The following is an 18,349-nucleotide window of genomic DNA, read 5'->3' on the forward strand; positions in this document are numbered from 1 at the left end:
GCACGAGTAAAAGACTCGTTTGATAGACTTGGGATGTACGCACGAAGGCAACGACGTGTTCAGTCCACAAGCACTAACGCCCGATAATTCAGCAATTGGCTAATACCGCTGAAATCCAGACGAAATCCTTATGTGCACACACTATACAGTCAGATATTTATGATGAGGGTCAATTTGATCTTTATCAGGTGCAAACGCCCGGTTCATGACCGGAGTCTGACGTTTGCGGCCATAGCGGTGGTGTCACACCCGGACCCGTTTCGAACCCGGAAGTTAAGACCACCCACGCAGGATGCTGTACTGAGATACGCGAGTTCTCGGGAACCATCCCCCGCTGCAATCCCGGTGATGGATTGTGAACTGTTCTTACGTGAAATTTTGGAGAATACCAGTAGGTATGATTGTTTTATTGTGACTTTTGATTGAATACCAACAGGTATGGTTCTTTTGTTGTGACTTTTTTTCTGTGAGCGTGAGCTTTGTTTTTTAATAATAGAGAAGGGAAGGGGCACATCCCCCTCCCTTCAACCTTCCCCCTGATCGCGATAGGTCGCCGTCGGAAAAGTTAAATTCTCCCCGGCCGAGGCTACCCGAACGGGTAACGTCCAGGCCGGGTTATCATCATTGCGAAAGTTCGCGAAGCGAACTGAGCATGGGGTTGCCCCGAAGGGGCTTAGACCTTCCCGACTAAATGAAAATAATAGACAATCAAACCCGATTCTTCTTCGGATCCTGATCTGGAAAATCCGTTTCTCTCTAAGACTTTTATTGAAGGATAATTCTCAGGTTCTGTTTTGGCAACAACAGCCTCCTTAAAACCAGATTCTTTGTACCATTTAAGGAGTGCTTCTACTGCTTCCGTAGTATAACCCTGATTTTCGTATTGTTTTAGAACTGAATAACCCAGTTCAAAATCCCCGTTCTCATGGACGATAAACCCCCCGCTTCCTATTAATATCCGGTTTTCTTTATCTGAATTGCTAACCCAGTAAAAGCTATATAATTTTTTTTCTTTAAGGAGGGCCTGGAAAGTCAGGTTCACATCGGTTGTAACAGATTCATGCGGCCAGTTTTCAGGTATAAAAATACCTGACAGGGCATCTGGGAGTTTCCCATCATTTATTTCGTAATTTATTATATCTTCAGTAACAGGAATCAGGATTAATCTTTTAGTTTGTATTATCTTGAGTATCATAATTCTGGAAAATTGTTTGTTTTTATAGATATTAGACGATGCTTATTCCGTAATTAGTTTCATGATTCATATTCGGTCCAGTAAGATAATTAAAAATTATTTTCATATCTTTGGATAAAATTTATATTGTTATATTGAGCATTGCATTGCTATGACTGTTAGAATTCATGAGCAGAAAAAATTAAAAGAATCTGCCATTGAATTATTCAGCCACTACACCGATATCGAGATTTTAAAAAGCGAACTTGAATCTCTCGGTTTTCTGGAAAGAGTTGAAAAACCAACACTTGTTGTAATGGAAAATCCTGATCTTGAATTATATGTCCAGATTGAACTAATCCCGGAAAATAATGTTAAAGGATATGATATATTAACTTTTGAAGAAATCGAGGAGGCTCTCAGGTAAATCCTGATTCCTGTTTGATCTTTCCTCGTATGAGAATTATTGCAATATTTACAAGACAAATAAATGCAAGAATTAAAAAGATTAGATCTGTACTTTTTAGCAGGAGATCGGGAGTATAACTGCCTGATGTCGATTCTCCTGTAATTCCGGTCATTATGGCTGCTGCAATACCTATACTGACAAGATTTCCGGTCTGCTCAAAAGTGTTAGCTATTCCTGAAGCATTTCCGTGATCTTCCTGTTTAACGGAACTCATAATTGCGTTTTTATTAGGGGCTGAGAACATAGCGAAACCTGCTCCTGTTATGGCCGCCGCAACTGAGATCACCAAAATTGATGTGTCCTGATCTATATGTGAATACAATAAGAGGATTATAAAAATTAAAGAGACTCCGGCCGAGGATATATATTTTGGATCGATTTTATCCGATAATTTTCCGGTAACCGGAGACATCACACCCTGGATAATTGATATCGGCAGGATCACCAGTGCAGCATCGAATGATCCCAGACCTCTTCCTGCCTCCAGGTATGTACTTAGTAAGTAACTGATTGCACCGATGCCTGAATAATACAAAATATCGGATAATATTGCAAGTGAGAAGATCTTGTTGTTTCTGAATAAGGAAATCTTAAATAATGGATATTTGCTCCTTTTTTCATGAATAACGAGAAAGATGGAGAGTAATATGCCTGTGATAATCAGGTATGTGGAGTTCGTTGAAGGAATTAGTGAAAGGCCGGCTGTGAGCATGACAATCCCAGGGGCGAAGAGAGCAATCCCTTTCAGGTCAAACTTCTGTTTATCACCGGAAGTTGTTCCTGTTCCGGATTTTGAGAGGATATAACCGCAGATTCCTGTAATAATGGTCATTGGAACTGTAAACAGAAACGGGGCTCTCCAGCTGAAGAGATCAATCAGCACTCCTCCTCCCAGAAGACCTGCAATATATCCCATATATCCTGAAAAAAGAAAAAGGCCGAAGGATTCTCCTCTCTTTTCAGGACTCCATCTGCGGGAGAGCAGAACGAGTGATGAAGCCATTATCATACCGTCGCCGATTCCCTGGGTGAATCTGAAGAATATCAGTCCCGTTCCTCCCAGGTCGGACGGAAATACTGCGCACAGGAAGGACGATAAGGCAAAGAAGAATCCCCCGATGCACAGGATCTTTTCATGTCCGATTAAATCGCCTAATTTCGCAGCAGGGAGAAGGAATATCACCGTTCCGATAAGATGTGCCTGTATTATGAATCCTGATACATAAGGCTGAAAATTATACAGGACTGTAATCACCGGGATGGCAAGGGTCATGGAGGATATCATGAAATATATTGCAAATATTCCTGTCCCTGTAGCAAACGATGTAAATCCTGCTCCTGAGATGAATTGCCGTCTGTCAGTCACTGAATAATCTATGATTATCCTGAATGTATTATTTTCTAATCATATCTTAGGTAATCAGGGATTGAGTGCCATTTAAAGAATTAACCGGAGTGCCAGATTAAAATCAAAATTGCAAAACCGGAAGGGATCTGTTATATTGTTGAAATATAATTTCCTCACTTGCATGAGATATGAAATAAATTTTATCGAAACTCTTAATTTTTCAAACATTTATCACTATTTTTATATGTTTTTCAGGTGGATATATAGACCGGTATGAATACTTCTCATATTGTTTTTGTTGGACACCACAAGGAGCGGTTGATGGATTCCATCAAGATGCTTTCAAATTATCCTGTGGGGAGGATAATTCTGGTGGTGGGGGAACAGTTATCCTCCGGTGAAAGGAGGTCGAGAGCTCTTGCAGAAGAGATGATGGATGAACTTGGACAGATCTTCGAAGTTGAAATTGTTGCAATTGACAAAAAAGACATAACAAGAAGTTCCGTCCAGATTGTCAATTTAATTCGCTCCGAAATGGACTGTGGAAATGATGTTATAGTCAATATCAGCGGTTCACTGAGGACATTTGCTGTCTCTGGCTATATAGCCGGATCGATAACCGGATGCAAAGTTATAACCTCAATACCTCAGTACGATGAATCAGGAGAGGAAACCGGCGTAGAGGAGATCGTCGAAATTCCTACCCTGCCCGTATGTTTCCTGCGGGATGAGCAGATGAAGATCGTTGCAGCAGTCGAGGGTGGTGTTAACTCCCTTGATGAACTGATTATAAGACTGAATCCGTCAATTATCAAATATTCTGATGATTTTTATAAAGAAAGAAGCAGGGTCAGCCACCACCTTAAAGTCCTTGAAGACAACGGGTTCATCGTTAAGAAAAGAAACGGCAGGCAGATCAATGTGACATTGTCGGAATTGGGAAATATAATGTGCAATATCTGTTCCTGACTCAGGCGGAGTCCATCATGGAAATATAAACCGATATCTTTTATTTAGATAGTGATCAATAATTATAGGCGATTTGCCAAGGTGGCGGAGTGGCCACGCGGCTGACTGCAGATCAGCTACACCCCAGTTCAAGTCTGGGCCTTGGCTTAGCGAAGAACCTTCACAGAAGGTTTGAGCTTGCAGGAAATTTTCACAGAAAATTTCCGATGCGAAATTTCACGCAAGTGAATGAGCAATAAATTTGCGGCCATAGCGGTGGTGTCACACCCGGACCCGTTTCGAACCCGGAAGTTAAGACCACCCACGTAGGATGCTGTACTGAGATACGCGAGTTCTCGGGAACCATCTCTCGCTGCAATTCCCGGTGACGGGAGCCTGTTTTGAAAAAATTTGATTGAATAGCGTGAAGTATTGTCTATTATGACTTTTTTCTTTGGGCGTGAGCTTTTTTTATTTAATATCAGAGAAGGGATGGGGAGAAGAGCAAAGTTCCGCGCTGACATGTCATGAAAGCGCATGCCATTGTGCCAGATCATGCTCGCGGAGTGAACGCGCAAGAGTTGTCATTAAGTGTTATTGGATGTCCGGAGACCCTGACGATCTGCTGAATTGAGAAATTATATTTAGGAAATTCGTATTTCGTCCGTTTTTGTGCAGAAAGCTCCAAATATTTTAATATCTGGTGATTGATATCATGAGTAAATGTATGGGACATACCGTTATCCCTGCGCAATAGAAGAGGAATCCGTTTCAGTAGAGGTTACCGAAGAGAACGGATTATTCATATACCGCAGAATATGCGGTGACGATACCCGGGAACTCGTTATTTCCCCCAGGGACGGGGAATTGATAATCAACCCTGTTGAGCCTGTAAATCTCCCCAAGAATATTACACGTTTTCTTGAGATAGAGTTCGATAAGATCGTAATGTCCCCCGAGTCAGAGGATACTTATTACCTAACTTTTCCGGTAGAGATCGGTGTCTTCCTGAAGTCAGGAAAAAGTGTCTCCCTGCTTGATGTATTCTCCCAGGCTGCGAGTAAATATTCTCTGTACGGGTCTCCGAAGGAGGGCGTCGTTGTAAGATGGCATAAAAGTGTGGTCCACAGGAAGATGCCGGAGATCGACAACCTCAGGGAAGGCGTCATGTCCCTTAAGATAGTAAATCCCGAAAAGGAGATTGTCGAACTGTCAATAGGCATATTCGACAGTTACGGGATGAAGATCTTCTACAACGACTGGTATGTCACCATGTCGGCCGAGATCAAGGTTTTACCGAAAGACGAAGCGGAGACAAAATTCTTCAACGCTCCTATCGTTGCAGGCACAGACAAGACGATAGAACTCTATTACGGCAGGGAAATTCCCGTTGTCGGCAAATTCTATAAGATGAACTGGGGGTACCAGTAGTGGTGGATATCGTAAATGTATTCCTGAACACGCCTGTCGGCACTGATAACCTCTATGTCATTGATGTCATCTATTTTGTCATAATAATAATTGCAACCTTTATTCTGGCTGCTTTTATCTCCAAGAAGATCAAGAAGGGCCTCTCGGGATGGATGCCGGTCAATGACCGCGAGATGACCTCGAAAATCGTATACTTCTCGATTGTGGCCATCGGAATTCTCGTTGCACTCCCGCACCTGCACGTCGAACTCTCAGGACTCCTGATTGCCGGAGGATTCTTAAGTATAATCATAGGTCTTGCGGGGCAGACGGTTATCGCGAATTTCTTCTCCGGCCTCATTCTCTTCTTCGAACAGCCCATTAAGATCGGCGACAATATCGGTGTGGGTGATACTCTCGGAACAGTTGAGGATATCAGGATTCTCTCCACCATTATCAAAACCTATGACGGAATTTATACAAGAATACCTAACCAGACACTCTTCACCTCGAATATCACGAATTATGTCGCACACGTTGCAAGAAGATTTGAATATTCAGTCGGGATCAGGTATTCTGACGATGCAGACAGGGCAATCGAGGTCATATGGGAAGTAATAAACAAGCACCCGTTCGCACTGAAAAATCCCTCTCCTTCCATATACGTCGATGAACTCGGGGACAACGCAGTTGTCCTGATCGTCAGGATCTGGGCACCTTCCTCCGAATGGTGGGATGTCAGGACCGAACTACTGTGGAAGATTAAAATTGCTCTTGAAGAAAACGGAATCCAGATCCCGTTCCCGCAGAGGACGCTATGGTTCCCTGAGGGAACCGGCCATGAAGAATCTGCTGACAGCATTAACTAGGCAATCCTTCATTTTTCATTATTTTTGCCTGAAAAGATGCAAATTTTTAGTGCCGCAAGAAGCACCTTTATTTATTTTTGCGCATATGTGTAATATATACAATTCAACAGGTGACAAAGAATGCCAGGTTTTAACGGAGCCGGACCCTGTGGAACGGGTTCTATGACAGGATGGAGACGCGGAAACTGTGTTCCTGCGGATTCCCAAATGTCTGAAGATGAAAAGAAAGTACTAAACGAAGGAGATTTGAATTCGGCAGGCAATTCTGAAAATCTTTCTGCAGGATTCTCTGGTGTCGGCAGAGGCGGAGTGCCCTGCGGATGCGGAGCTGGCTTTTGCGGCGGATACGGCCGGGGAAGAAGTCAGGCGCAGGGAAGAAGAACATTCGGCGGACGCAGAAACGGGCGCCGCGGATTTTAATTTAAGGAGTTTTAATATGAAAGTAGCAGTTGCAATGGAAGGAGACAATGTTTCCGCACATTTCGGGCATTGTGTATCGTATGCAATATTCAATGTCAACGGTAAGGATATAGCAAGGGAAGAGGATCTAATGAGTCCGGGTCACGAACCGGGACGCCTCCCGGCATTTTTGAGCGAACACAATGTCGATTTCGTGATCGCCGGCGGGATGGGCCCCCGTGCAGTGGATCTCTTCTGCAGTTACGGGATCGAGGTAATCCTCGGTGTTTCCGGAAGTATCGATTCGGCCGTATCCGAGTTTGCAAACGGCAACCTCGTTTCAGGCCAGAGCATGTGTCATCATGACGGCAGTGAATGCGACGGCTCGCATGGAGAACATTAATTTTTGATCTTTCGGTGTTGATGAGCCATGAAGATTTGTGTAACATCTAAGGGAGCAGGAACAGACTCACTCGTTGAAGAAAGATTTGGGAGAGCTCCGTATTTCGTATTCGTCGATTCCGGGTCCGGAAAGTCCGACACGATCGAAAATCCCCTGCTGAATGAGAGCGGAGGTGTCGGACCGAGGATCGTCCAGCTGATCATCAAAGAGGGTGCAGATGTGGTGATCACCGGACAGCTTGGCGGAAATGCAACCACCACTCTTCAGGCTTCGGGTGTGAAGGTATTTTCATACGGCGATAACGGAACAGTGGCCGATGCGGTCGCAAAGTTCGAGGAAGGCAAACTCAGGCAGATGATCTGAATCCTGTCCTGAAGGGATGAAGAGATGAAGATCGTTGTTGCGAGCGGAAAAGGCGGAACCGGGAAGAGTACGGTTGCAGCCAATCTTGCATATTCCCTTCTTGATCGGCATCCGGTGACACTTGTCGACTGTGACGTTGAGGTGCCAAACCTTCACCTCTTCTTCGATTCGGAACCTGAAACAAGAGATGTCTTTACCACAATTCCGAAAGTTGATACGGATCTATGCACTCTCTGCGGGGACTGCGGGAATTTCTGTCGTTACGGTGCAATTGCAGTACTAAAGGATCGGGTGCTTATCTTCGAGAAGATGTGTCATGCATGCGGCGGGTGCATGATCGTCTGTCCGGAAAAAGCCATATCAGAGACTCCTTATCCGATAGGCCTGGTGGAAGACTCAAATCCACTTTCGGGCTTAAGGCTTATCAGCGGATTTTTGAAAGAGGGAGAGGTTCTTGCACCCCGGATAATCAGGAGTGCAAAAGAGATGGCGGAAGATGACGAAATTGTCATAATCGATTCGTCTCCGGGAATTGCATGTCCTGTAATCGAAGCGATGGAAGATACGGACTTCTGCATACTCGTAACCGAATCGACTCCGTTCGGCCTCCACGATCTCGATCTTGCCGTGGGCGTGACAAAGAACCTGGGCCTGAATACCGGGGTAGTGATAAACCGCAGCGACGGTTCCGATGAGGAGGTTCGCGATTACTGCGCGGAGGCTGACATTCCTGTTCTAATGACGATCCCGTTCGATAAAGAGATCGCATCCGTGCAGAACAAAGGCGGACTGATCAGCGAAAGGATGCCCGGCTGGAAGGAACAGTTTGCCTGCATGTACGACGAATGCCTCAGGATCGGCGGGGTAGGAATATGAAGAAAATTGCAGTAGTAAGCGGAAAGGGTGGGACCGGCAAGACGATGGTTACTGCCGGCCTTGCAGAAATCGTCAAATCGGATCTCTCTCTTGCCGACTGCGATGTCGAGGCCTCGAATTTCAAACTCCTTTATCCCGGAGAGCTTCTGTCCGCAGAGGATTTCCACGGGCTGGATGTTTCTGTTATCGACACCGAAAAATGCGTCCAGTGCGGCGCATGTCTTGAAAACTGCCGCTTTGATGCAGTGGAGATAACAGACGGCCTGTATTCGGTAAGGACTCTTCGCTGCGAAGGGTGCGGGGTCTGTGATTATCTCTGCCCTTCCGGGGCGATCTCCATGAAGAAGCGTCTGTCAGGTGAGATCTTCTGCTCGGCTACAGAGGCAGGCCCACTCGCGCATGCACGTCTGGACCCGGGTTCGGGAAACTCCGGGCTCCTGGTAAATGAGGTGAAGAAACGTGCTGCCAGGTGGGCGAACATCAGCGAATTGCTTTTGATCGACGGCCCCCCGGGGACTGGCTGCCCTTTGATTTCAACAGTCAGCGGTATGGATGCGGTTCTTGCAGTAACCGAACCAAGTATCTCTGGATTATCCGATCTCTCAAGGCTGGTCGGAGTATGCAAAGGATTCAGGCTCAGGATATTCGTTGTCATCAACAGGTATGATCTTGAAGAGTCGGTTACCCGTGAGATCGAGGAATTCTGTCGTTCGGAAGGCCTCACCGTTGTCGGGAAGATCCCGTTCGACCCTTCCGTTATTGCCGCTGTCAGGAGAAATATGCCTGTTACCCGAATAGACTGCCCCGCATCCGAAGCCATAAAAAAGATCCGTGATAACCTTTCTAAGGAGCTCGATGTGGCATGAACGATGAGGAACAAACCCCGAATTCAAACGGAGCCGGATGCCGGCGCAGAGGGCGCGGGCGGCCGAGAGTTCCGAGAACTATCTGCGGAGATACGGGCAATTTTCACTGCTACGGTCCGCTCTGCCGGAGATGCGAGGGGGAGGAGATGGTAGTAACTCTTTACCCGGAGGAGATCGGGATCATCAGGCTGATTGATCTCATGGGCTACGACCAGGAGTCCGCCGCAAAGGAGATCGGGGTCTCAAGAAAGACTCTGTGGCGCGACCTGCATGAAACAAGAAGAAAGATCGCGGATGCGCTGGTTAACGGCAAGATGATCCGTGTCGTGGGATGCCGGAGAGAGATGGAGGGCGAATGCCCTGAAAATAATATCCCGCAGGATGAGGAGAAAGATCTCTCCTAATCCTCATCAGCTGCAACCAGAACAATATTCTTTTCAAACTATCCCGCAATCTTCGACTTTTCTTTCCTGATCTCATCCAGCTTTTCCATGCTGATACCTTCGATCTCTGCAATCCTGGAAATTGTTTCAAGAAGGTCTGCAAGCTCCTCCGCATCTTCCGATTCTATATACTCGTTTGACTCTTCGAGGAGTTTCATCTGGAGAAACGGAAGAAATTCATCGTCGGGAAGACTCTCGTAGTTGCATACTTCACCTCTCGAGGTTATTATCTCCGGTATTCTGTCCCTGACGGCCTTGTTGTAGATCTTCATAAATACTGCCTTAAGGTGTGATAATCAGGAAGCCTGTTTAAAAGTTTCCTTCCGTACTGGAAGAGAACAGCAGTTGTTTCCTGAGCCGGTGCCGGAGAAATGAAAAAGGACGGATCTTGTTTAATCTCCTTTCGTTATAATAGATCCGGGGTGAGAATAAATGATTTATTCTGGAAAACGGAACAGTCCCTTAGGGATATGTATCACGAATCTCGCCCCTTCGCCGTAGCGGCCGTTCTCTTCGATCGACATGCCTGTAATCGAGAGAATCTCTCCTGACAGGAACAGGCCGAGTCCCGTGTTCTGGTAATGTTCCCTCCTGAATATTTTCTCCTTGAATTCACCGGGCACCCCGACACCGTCATCTTCGCACACGAGGTCGAGACCATCCTCCGATCTCGTGAAATAAAATTTAATTGTCGTTATCTTTTCCCCGTGCTTAACCGCATTATCAAAGAGATTGTAGATCACCTTCCCGAACAGCGGATCGGCATATACCTCCAGGTTGTCGGTCTCGTTGACAAGTTGTATCGACCGGAATCCTGAATTCCTGTAGTTACTATCTATTATCCTGCCGACATTGTACCATTCCGGCGACTGCTCGCCGAGATCCTTGTAGTCCTTCGTGAAAAGAATAAGTCTCTTTATCGTCTCTATTGCACCCGCGACCCTTTCGCACTTGTCGCCAACTTCCGTTTCTTTTGCAATCTGCCCGTCCATCTCCAGGATATCCATATACCCCTGTGCAACTGTAATCTGGTTCAGGATGTCGTGCCGCGTTATGCTCCCGAGCAGGTTGAGTTTTTTATTCACCTCTCTTAATGCAGCCTTGGCTTTCTTCTTGTCCGTAATATCCAGCGACATATTCGCAATATGTACAGGTTCACCCGTTTCAGGATCATTGATGGTGAACACCATTGCATGGACATCGATCAGATCACCCGTTCTTCTGTTAAGGTACTGGAGTTCACCTTCCCATAGTCCTTTTTCGGTCAATGCCGGCATAATTTCTGGATCCAGTTTATCTTTCAGGGAATCTGGAATGAAGTCTGTCCAAAGATATCCGTCGATCTCGTCTACACCGACTCCCAGCATCTTTGCTCCGGCCTCGTTGATGAAGTTAATAACCCCTTTCGGGTCTGCCAGGGCTATCATCTCTCCCGAGTGCCTGACGACAGACGCGAGTTTCCTAATCTCTTCGTCTTTCTCTTTCGCCTTTGTGATGTCGAGCCCCATCCCAAGGATATACGGGGTTCCGTCGATTATTTCCCTGTTTGCCGAGAAGAAGAAGGGAATTCTCCTTCCGTCTTTGGTGACTATGACCGCCTCTACATCCGAGTACCCCTTTGAAAAAGCCGTTTCTATGGATTCGGACGACTGGTCCTTATAATCGTCCCCTATAAACTCGAGCGGTTTCATCTTCCGGACCTCTTCTGCCGAGTAACCGGTTATTGTTTCAAGGTTTTTGTTCCACCTGACGAATCTGCCGTTTTCATCGAACATATAGAACATATAAAACATTCCCGGAAGGCTGTCGATTATATATTCCACATTGGCTTTTTCCCTGGCGAGGGCTTCTTCTACCTCTTTTATGTGGGTAAAATCTGAAGCACATTCTACAGCACCAATGATTTTGCTGTTTTTATCGTATATCGGAGAAGCGCTTACCCTGTAATAGAGTGTTTTCTCCCTGATTTTAAACGGGGCAACATCGGCTGCTATCACATTGCCGGTCTTTATAATTTCCTCGTATTCCCATTTTTTCATCAGTTCATCAGATTCTGTTATCAGGTCGATGAGCATAGGGCGGCGCTTTCCGTAGAACGGTATTGCATACTCGTGATCTCCTTTTCCAAGTATGTCCTGTGCAGGAATGCCGGTCAGCTCCTCCATCGCCAGATTCCAGGCGATCACCCTGCCGTCGAGATCAATTGCAAAGGTCGGCTCAGGTATATTGGAAATAATTCCCGAAGACTGGATCTTGTATAATCTGAACTCCTCTTCGAGTTCCTTTCTTCCGGTGATGTCGTAGAACATCCCGAAACTCCCCCAAATGTTCCCGGAAGCGTCTTTTATCCGGGTCATTGTGAGATCTACAACAATCAGGCTGCCATCCTTTTTTTTGTAGGTCCACTCGCGTCTTTCAGGTTTCCCGCCCGCTATTATCTCATCGAAGAGATCAAGACCTTCAATCTTTTTTCCTGTTTTTTCAAACAGTTCATCTGCTCTTTCGGAGATCTCCTCTTCAACATGGAATATCATAGGAGTCGCCTTCCCTACTACCTCTTCATGGCTGTAACCGAGCAGTTTTTCCGCACCCCTGCTGAAAAAAGTTATAATTTTGTTGACATCTGTCGTGATGATCCCGATATTGTCTGTCGAATCTAAAATCGCTCTTATAACCTGCTTTGATTTTTCGATCTCTTCCTGTGGATTTTTTTGATACTTTACGTCCTGTATTATATTTTTTATTCGCGTGAGGATTTGATCGTCATCCCCGGAGAATATAAGTCCGAACTCGTAGCCCTTATGAAGGTCCTTGAGGACCATTTTTTTATCTGCCGGATCGGCGACTATTAAAAGACGGGCAACTCTGTTTTTTTCCCTTATTTTCCTGATCAGTCCGGTCCCGCTTAGATCCTCGTTTTTGTAACCTGCAACAATCAGATCGTAATCTCCGCTTTCCATACCTGAAAGCGCCTCTTCTGCCGATCTCAAAAATGTGGCCTTTATTTTAAGTTCTGGATCGTTTAGCCGGTTAAGTCCCGCCTTTATCTTCTCCGCCATGGATTCGTCGCCGATAAAGATCAGTGAGAATGCAGACCCCATAGATTAATTGAGAGATATGGTGGGTTATATAGTTTTTGGGGTGTTTATACCGCAGGGATGCCCGGTTTCATCATTCTCCGCAGAGAATTCTGTAGTCGCAGTTCGAACAGTTATGCGAGTCATTCGGTTCGAAATCGCCTGCAAATATCCTGTCGATAATCGATTCGGCGTTCTCGAGGAAGGCGGAGATCGATTCGTAATCGGGAACGTAGTCGACCATCTTTCCGCTGCCGAGATAGAAGAGCGAAACCTTCTCCGGGAGAATGCCAGTCTTATCCTTTACGCACAATGCGTAGAGATTCAGCTGGATATCCTTCTTAGCGTCGTTCTTCGACATTGGGGTTTTGGATGTTTTGTAATCGACGACCGCATAACCGCCCGATTCCGTCCTTTCGAGCCTGTCGATATATCCTTTAAATGGGGTCCCGCAGACAGGGATCTCGAACTCAAACTCGGTTTCAAGAGGCGTATTGGGATTGTTCGCCTCCCATTCAAGATAGTTTGCAAGGTGGCAGATTAGACGTTTTTTATCCTCTTCCTCGTGCTTTCTCGATGAATAAGCATCAGGTGACCAGGATCTCTCAAGAAGATCTTCGGCTTTCTCCATCGTGGGGCAGGTTCCCTCCATCTTCATCTTTGTGAGCCGCTCGATTATCGAATGAGCGGTGGTCCCGAGGCTGAGGTAGGTCTTCGGCTCGGTCGGGATCTTTAAGATATTTTTGAATTTGAACCTGAGCGGGCAGTCTTCGTATAGTTTCAGGGCGGAGGCGGACAGTATGGTTCCGTCGCCCGGTATGATAAGCGGTTCAGGCTTTCTCCTGGATCCTTCCGGCACTTCGAACGGGATATCGAGGAACGCCCTGTTGTCGAACTCTTTTCCGTCGTCAAGATTTCTGATGTATTCCAGTGCCAGTATCTTCTGAACTGCTGATCTGTATCTTTTGTCCGCGATTGCCGCGACGGCCTCCTTCATGAGTTTATTCTCTTCGGAGAACGGGTCGCCTTCCTCTGTTGCAATCACGACACCCCTCTCCTGGTTCCCGCCTTCTATGGAAACGACCATGATGTCGGGGTTGTTCAGGTAGTCGATCTCATTCAGGAATTCCGACGGTTTCGAATCCCTTTTATTCTCCCCGTACCTTATTGCACGGGTCAGGTAGAGCTTCTCCTTCGCCCTCGTCATCGCCACATATAGAAGCCGGCGTTCTTCCTGCCTGTAAAGTTCCTTCTCGTCTTCGCCGGCCTTAATACTCTTTGAGAGGTCGGTCGGAACATGGAACGGCTTGCTTCTGTAGTTCAGCGGGAACCGGCGTTCCGAGAGATCGGTTACGAATACCGCCGAAAACTCCTTTCCCTTGCTCTGGTGGACTGTCATTATCCTGACACCCGCTCCCCCCCCTTCGCTCAACTCGAAATCTCCCGATATATCTCTCAGCAATGAGAGATGATCCAGCAGGTCGTCGATCTCTCCCGCCGGGTTTATCCGGGAGAATTCGAGTGCGATCTCGTAAAGGCTGTTTAATGCCGCGACACCCTCCCTGTCTTTACTGTAGAGTCTGCCGGTTCTGAGGATGATCTCGCGGACAAGGGCCGGAAGGGTCTTTTTGTGTCTCGCGGATGAGAGCTGTTCGACATTTTCCGCGATCTCTCGAATTACAATCGTATCTGGATCGTTTTCCGGGCCGCATTTCTTCATTGCCTCAAGAACGCAGTCTCCTTTTCCGCCTTCCCTCCGGATCTGTTTTGCTCCGGTATTGATCTCTAATATCGCCGTCTCCGATACGCCCGCCTGTCTCATCATCCTGTTGAGGGGGATGCCGGATTCGCCCGGATTTGCGATCGCTTTCAGGTAAGAGACCGCGTCTTTGATCACAGGGATTGTGAAGAATGCGGCATCGCCCGTGAAGTCGCACGGGATGTTTCTGCCGGCAAGGACCTCACGGTATTTTCCACCTTCGGATCTCTTCCTGCACAGGATTGCGATCTCCCCCGGGAGGAACCCTTCGCCCATCAGGGATTCGATCTCGTCCGCCACATATCCTGCTTCTGTATTTTCGGTGCTGCATTCGGCGACGATTACCTGGTCTCCTTCACCGCTCTTTGCTTTCAGGTTCTTTGTGCATGATCCGTCAGCACATTCCATGAGCCGCCGTGCGACTCTCAGGATCTTCCCCGGGTTCCTGTAATTCTCCTCGAGTACGACCTTCTTATGATCTTCGAAATGCCCGGAGAACTCATCGACGTTTCCATCGCAGGCCCCCCTGAACCTGTATATGGACTGGTCGTCGTCGCCGACTATGCATAAATTGTCTGATGCGAGGAGCTTGACAAGTTCGAGCTGGGCGTAGTTCGTGTCCTGGAATTCGTCGACAAGGATGTACCTGAAGCGATTCCCATATTGTCTCCTGATGTCTGGTTTGCTCCTGAACAGGCGGACTGTTTCGTGGATCATGTCGTCGAAATCGAGAAGTCCCTCTCTTCTTTTGTAATTCTCATACTCCCTGTAGACTTTAAGGAGGTCGGAAAGTTTTGCGAGATAGATCTCTTCGTCGGCGGATAATTCCTGCTCCTTCTTACCTTCGAGGTATTCTTCAATATCTTCCGCCGATATCAGTTCGTCCCTGAACCTGCTGATCCCGTCGATAATCGATTCGATCACCGAAGGTCCGTTGTTTCCGATCTCAACGGCTCCGAAACCGAAGTTGTCGATGTTCTTCATCCCCCATACGAGCTGGCTTGTCCGGCTGATCAGGCCCGAGTTGAATGAAATTCCTGTATCGAGCACGTTGTCCTCGAGGACTTCGAGACAGAAGGAATGGAATGTTGCGATGGTCAGCCGGCTTATATCCGTCTCTTTTTCGAGCCGTTCCGCCATCTCGGCTGCTGCTTTGTCGGAGAAGGTGAGTGCGAGGATCTCTTCGGGCTTTGCACCGTCGTCCCGGATCATGTGAAGGATCTTCTCGGTGATAACCCGCGTCTTTCCCGAGCCGGGGCCCGCAAGGACGAGCTGTATTCCGCATCCGTTTATTGCCTCTGCCTGTGCCGGGTTGGGTTCAAATCTGTTTCCGTTCGTCATGCAATGCGCCGGTCCGGTTTGATATCGTAGATTATGCGGCAGAAGGAATTATCATTTGCCTTCCGGAGATCCAGTACGTTCGCAGCGGCTATATTATCTAAATAGATTATTGCGGGTGGTTTTATCCGCCTGGTCTGTGCAGTATCTCCGCAGATGAGAATACATTCCCTTCTTCACGAACCTTTCGAGGATACGGGTTATATCCGTATCTGGGCGGAGGAGAAAGGCCACCCGTTCTCCGAGACCCTGCTTTATGCCGGAGAACCCTTTCCAGATACCGACGATTTCGATCTTCTCGTGATAATGGGAGGAACGATGAACATATACGAGGAGGATAAGTTCCCGTGGCTTTCAGGTGAGAAAGAGTTCATCAGAGCTGCAATCGATTCAGGAAAGAAGGTGCTCGGGATCTGCCTCGGCGGCCAGCTCATTGCCGATGTTCTCGGTGCTCCTGTCAGGAAGAACAAATATCCCGAGGTTGGATGGTTTTCCGTTGAAAAAACCGCCGATGCGGAAATGATTCCACTCTGCCGGGGAATCCCTTACAGCTTTACAGTCTTCCAGTGGCACGGGGATACGTTCGGTATCCCGGATGATGCCGTAAACCTCTTCAGAAGCACCGCCTGCGAGAACCAGGGATTTTTGTACAGGGGGCGTGTTATCGGGCTCCAGTTCCATCCCGAGATGACGGAGGAGAACCTGAAGAGCCTGACGCAAAACTGTTATGACGAACTGAAAGGCGACAGGCGTTTCATTCAGCCTCTTGCGGAGATTCTTAAAGGATCGAATATTCGTTCTGCCAACGTGGTGATGGTTTTGATTCTTAAGTATTTTGAGGATCTTTGACTGAACAAATTCTGAATATGGGTTTGATGAAATATAACACAATCCCTTTATTTTATTCTGCAAACCCTGTCTAATCAGCTAAGTTTAACTGAATCCTCATTTCTGCCGCAAAAAGAATAAATAGAATGCTTTATTAAAACGCCATCGGGAGAATCAGATTAATTATTTGGGTGTTCGGTTCTCCCGTGTGGTATCAGAGGTAATTATATTTGAGGTGATGATATGACTGAATCGAAAAAATCAGAGCGGCAGGTACTGGGTCTGTTTACCCTGTCCATGATCGGAGTTGCCGCAGTATTGTCTCTTAGAAATATTCCTTCCGTTGCCGAGGAGGGTTTTGGGTCGGTCTTCTATTGGATTCTCGGTGCAATTATTGTCTTTCTTCCAGTGGCGTTCGTGTCGGCCGAGCTTGCGACGGGATGGCCGCAGGCCGGTGGTTTGTATATATGGGTGAAGGAAGCCTTCGGGGATCGCTGGGGATTTGTAACGAGCTGGTTCTACTGGATTGCCAATGTCGTATGGTTCCCGACGATCCTTGCGTTTACCGCCGCGACGATCGCGTATATCTTCAATCCCGCCCTTGCCAGCAACGGTTTTTATACGATGTCCGTAATCCTGGTTGTATTCTGGGCATTTACCATCGTCAACTTCTTCGGCATGAAGATCTCAGGATGGGTCAGTACGATCGGTGTGATCCTCGGAACCCTGATCCCCGGCGCCATACTGATAATCATGGGCCTGTGGTGGGTGGCGTCAGGGAATCCTTTGGAGATTGCCCTTACCGGAAAGTCTGCAATTCCCGATTTCTCCAGCATTAACAACGTGGTCTTTCTGGTCGGGGTTTCCCTGTCATATGTGGGGCTTGAACTCTCATCGATCCACGCCCGGGAGGTGAAAGATCCCAACAGAAATTACCCGAAGTCTATCTTCATTGCAGTGATCCTGATCCTGCTTATCTACATTATCGCCACGATTGCAGTCGCTGTCGTGGTCCCACAGAGCGAGATAAGCCTGGTTGCCGGTCTCATGCAGGCGTTTGAGGCGTTCTTTAAGCCGTTCAATATGTCGTGGATTGTTCCGCTCATCGCAACTCTTACTGCTATCGGTGCATTTGCCCTGATCAACACCTGGGTCATCGGTCCTGCGAAGGCGTTCATGGTGACCGCACGGAACGGGGATCTCCCTCCGGTACTTCAGAAGGTAAACGGGAATTATGCCCCTGTTTCGATACTGATTCTTCAGGCGATAGTGGGATCTCTTCTTGCGTTTCTCTTCGTGCTTATGCCGAACGTGAATGCGTCTTACTGGATCATTACGGCCCTTACGTCGCAATTGTATACGATTATCTATATCCTGATGTTCGCGGCGGCGATCCGCCTCCGGTACTCCCGTCCCGACGTGGAGCGCCCTTACAGGGTTCCGGGCGGAATTGCCGGAATGTGGATTGTCGCGGGGATCGGCCTTGTAGGGTCTCTGTTGATCCTGATCGTCGGGTTTTTCCCGCCATCGCAGATCACGACAGGAAGCCTGATGTTTTACGAAGCGTTCCTTTTCGGCGGTATTATTCTCTTTACGCTGATCCCCTTCGTCATATATCATTTCAGGAAACCTGAATGGAAGCCTGAGAAGGATATCTTCCTGGACGAAGACTAAACTCTTTTTTTTCCGGGGCGGGTTCTAAACCCGGACAGGTTTATCCTGAGTTGATCCCGACAGGAAATCCTGATTATCGCGGTTGAAACTATTGAATCTGTCTCA

The 18,349-nt window shown here is 47.3% G+C and carries 17 protein-coding genes, 1 tRNA gene and 3 rRNA genes; 16 read left to right on the top strand and 5 right to left on the bottom strand.

What is annotated here, in order from left to right:
- Both METPAY_RS15230 and rrf (METPAY_RS00845) read left to right on the top strand, forming a co-directional pair.
- Window positions 1-96 (top strand): 23S ribosomal RNA (locus METPAY_RS15230); the annotation flags it as partial.
- A gap of 125 nt (window positions 97-221) precedes the next feature.
- Window positions 222-343: ribosomal RNA gene (gene rrf, locus METPAY_RS00845) — 5S ribosomal RNA — on the top strand.
- Between the two features lie 330 nt (window positions 344-673).
- Here the strand turns inward: rrf (METPAY_RS00845) and METPAY_RS00850 are convergent.
- The gene (locus tag METPAY_RS00850; RefSeq protein WP_048148302.1) at window positions 674-1,195 is read right to left on the bottom strand and encodes a GNAT family N-acetyltransferase; all 522 of its coding nucleotides are present in this window, start codon (window positions 1,193-1,195) and stop codon (window positions 674-676) included.
- A gap of 151 nt (window positions 1,196-1,346) precedes the next feature.
- On the opposite strand from METPAY_RS00850, the gene METPAY_RS00855 reads away from it, so the two are divergent.
- Window positions 1,347-1,601: a hypothetical protein gene (locus tag METPAY_RS00855; protein ID WP_048148304.1), complete on the top strand. Its 255-nt coding sequence runs from the start codon at window positions 1,347-1,349 to the stop codon at window positions 1,599-1,601.
- Here the strand turns inward: METPAY_RS00855 and METPAY_RS00860 are convergent.
- The gene (locus METPAY_RS00860; protein WP_157198966.1) at window positions 1,594-3,009 is read right to left on the bottom strand and encodes an MFS transporter; all 1,416 of its coding nucleotides are present in this window, start codon (window positions 3,007-3,009) and stop codon (window positions 1,594-1,596) included. The two genes, METPAY_RS00855 and METPAY_RS00860, sit on opposite strands and share 8 nt — an antisense overlap.
- Window positions 3,010-3,264: 255 nt before the next feature.
- On the opposite strand from METPAY_RS00860, the gene METPAY_RS00865 reads away from it, so the two are divergent.
- From METPAY_RS00865 to METPAY_RS00910, 11 genes are all read left to right on the top strand, one after another.
- Window positions 3,265-3,960 (top strand): HFX_2341 family transcriptional regulator domain-containing protein, encoded by a 696-nt coding sequence (locus METPAY_RS00865; RefSeq protein ID WP_048148309.1) that lies wholly within the window; start codon window positions 3,265-3,267, stop codon window positions 3,958-3,960.
- A gap of 75 nt (window positions 3,961-4,035) precedes the next feature.
- Window positions 4,036-4,107: transfer RNA gene (locus tag METPAY_RS00870), tRNA-Cys, on the top strand.
- 92 nt (window positions 4,108-4,199) lie between these two features.
- Window positions 4,200-4,321: ribosomal RNA gene (gene rrf, locus METPAY_RS00875) — 5S ribosomal RNA — on the top strand.
- Window positions 4,322-4,662: 341 nt separating this feature from the next.
- Window positions 4,663-5,370: a DUF432 domain-containing protein gene (locus METPAY_RS00880; protein ID WP_048148311.1), complete on the top strand. Its 708-nt coding sequence runs from the start codon at window positions 4,663-4,665 to the stop codon at window positions 5,368-5,370.
- A 2-nt stretch (window positions 5,371-5,372) separates the two neighbouring features.
- On the top strand, window positions 5,373-6,218 hold the full coding sequence (locus tag METPAY_RS00885) for a mechanosensitive ion channel family protein (RefSeq protein WP_306413892.1): 846 nt from the start codon (window positions 5,373-5,375) through the stop codon (window positions 6,216-6,218).
- A 120-nt stretch (window positions 6,219-6,338) separates the two neighbouring features.
- Window positions 6,339-6,638, top strand: coding sequence for a hypothetical protein (locus METPAY_RS14810; RefSeq protein ID WP_157198967.1), 300 nt, complete (start codon window positions 6,339-6,341; stop codon window positions 6,636-6,638).
- Window positions 6,639-6,654: 16 nt separating this feature from the next.
- Window positions 6,655-7,020, top strand: a complete 366-nt coding sequence (locus METPAY_RS00890) for a NifB/NifX family molybdenum-iron cluster-binding protein (protein WP_048148355.1) — start codon at window positions 6,655-6,657, stop codon at window positions 7,018-7,020.
- Between the two features lie 27 nt (window positions 7,021-7,047).
- On the top strand, window positions 7,048-7,383 hold the full coding sequence (locus tag METPAY_RS00895; RefSeq protein WP_048148314.1) for a NifB/NifX family molybdenum-iron cluster-binding protein: 336 nt from the start codon (window positions 7,048-7,050) through the stop codon (window positions 7,381-7,383).
- Window positions 7,384-7,407: 24 nt separating this feature from the next.
- On the top strand, window positions 7,408-8,259 hold the full coding sequence (locus tag METPAY_RS00900) for a nucleotide-binding protein (protein WP_048148316.1): 852 nt from the start codon (window positions 7,408-7,410) through the stop codon (window positions 8,257-8,259).
- A complete protein-coding gene (locus METPAY_RS00905; protein ID WP_048148318.1) occupies window positions 8,256-9,125 on the top strand; it encodes an ATP-binding protein in 870 nt (289 codons plus the stop codon). Before METPAY_RS00900 ends, METPAY_RS00905 begins: the two co-directional genes overlap by 4 nt.
- The gene (locus tag METPAY_RS00910) at window positions 9,122-9,529 is read left to right on the top strand and encodes a DUF134 domain-containing protein (RefSeq protein ID WP_048148319.1); all 408 of its coding nucleotides are present in this window, start codon (window positions 9,122-9,124) and stop codon (window positions 9,527-9,529) included. Before METPAY_RS00905 ends, METPAY_RS00910 begins: the two co-directional genes overlap by 4 nt.
- Window positions 9,530-9,567: 38 nt before the next feature.
- Here METPAY_RS00910 and METPAY_RS00915 read toward each other — a convergent pair whose 3' ends face one another.
- The 3 genes from METPAY_RS00915 to METPAY_RS00925 all read right to left on the bottom strand — a co-directional run bounded on the left by METPAY_RS00915 (window position 9,568) and on the right by METPAY_RS00925 (window position 15,745).
- Window positions 9,568-9,840 (bottom strand): nucleoside triphosphate pyrophosphohydrolase, encoded by a 273-nt coding sequence (locus tag METPAY_RS00915; RefSeq protein WP_048148320.1) that lies wholly within the window; start codon window positions 9,838-9,840, stop codon window positions 9,568-9,570.
- A gap of 165 nt (window positions 9,841-10,005) precedes the next feature.
- Window positions 10,006-12,669 (bottom strand): hybrid sensor histidine kinase/response regulator, encoded by a 2,664-nt coding sequence (locus tag METPAY_RS13985; protein WP_052418606.1) that lies wholly within the window; start codon window positions 12,667-12,669, stop codon window positions 10,006-10,008.
- A 70-nt stretch (window positions 12,670-12,739) separates the two neighbouring features.
- The gene (locus METPAY_RS00925; protein WP_048148322.1) at window positions 12,740-15,745 is read right to left on the bottom strand and encodes an ATP-dependent helicase; all 3,006 of its coding nucleotides are present in this window, start codon (window positions 15,743-15,745) and stop codon (window positions 12,740-12,742) included.
- Window positions 15,746-15,898: 153 nt separating this feature from the next.
- Between METPAY_RS00925 and METPAY_RS00930 the strand changes: the two genes are divergently transcribed.
- Together METPAY_RS00930 and METPAY_RS00935 are read left to right on the top strand one after the other, a co-directional pair.
- Entirely contained in the window at window positions 15,899-16,591 is a 693-nt protein-coding gene (locus METPAY_RS00930) for a type 1 glutamine amidotransferase (RefSeq protein ID WP_048148323.1), read from the top strand.
- Between the two features lie 222 nt (window positions 16,592-16,813).
- Window positions 16,814-18,244: an amino acid permease gene (locus METPAY_RS00935; RefSeq protein ID WP_048148324.1), complete on the top strand. Its 1,431-nt coding sequence runs from the start codon at window positions 16,814-16,816 to the stop codon at window positions 18,242-18,244.
- Window positions 18,245-18,349: the final 105 nt, after the last annotated feature.

Source organism: Methanolacinia paynteri, assembly GCF_000784355.1.
Taxonomy (GTDB): Archaea; Halobacteriota; Methanomicrobia; order Methanomicrobiales; family Methanomicrobiaceae; genus Methanolacinia; species Methanolacinia paynteri.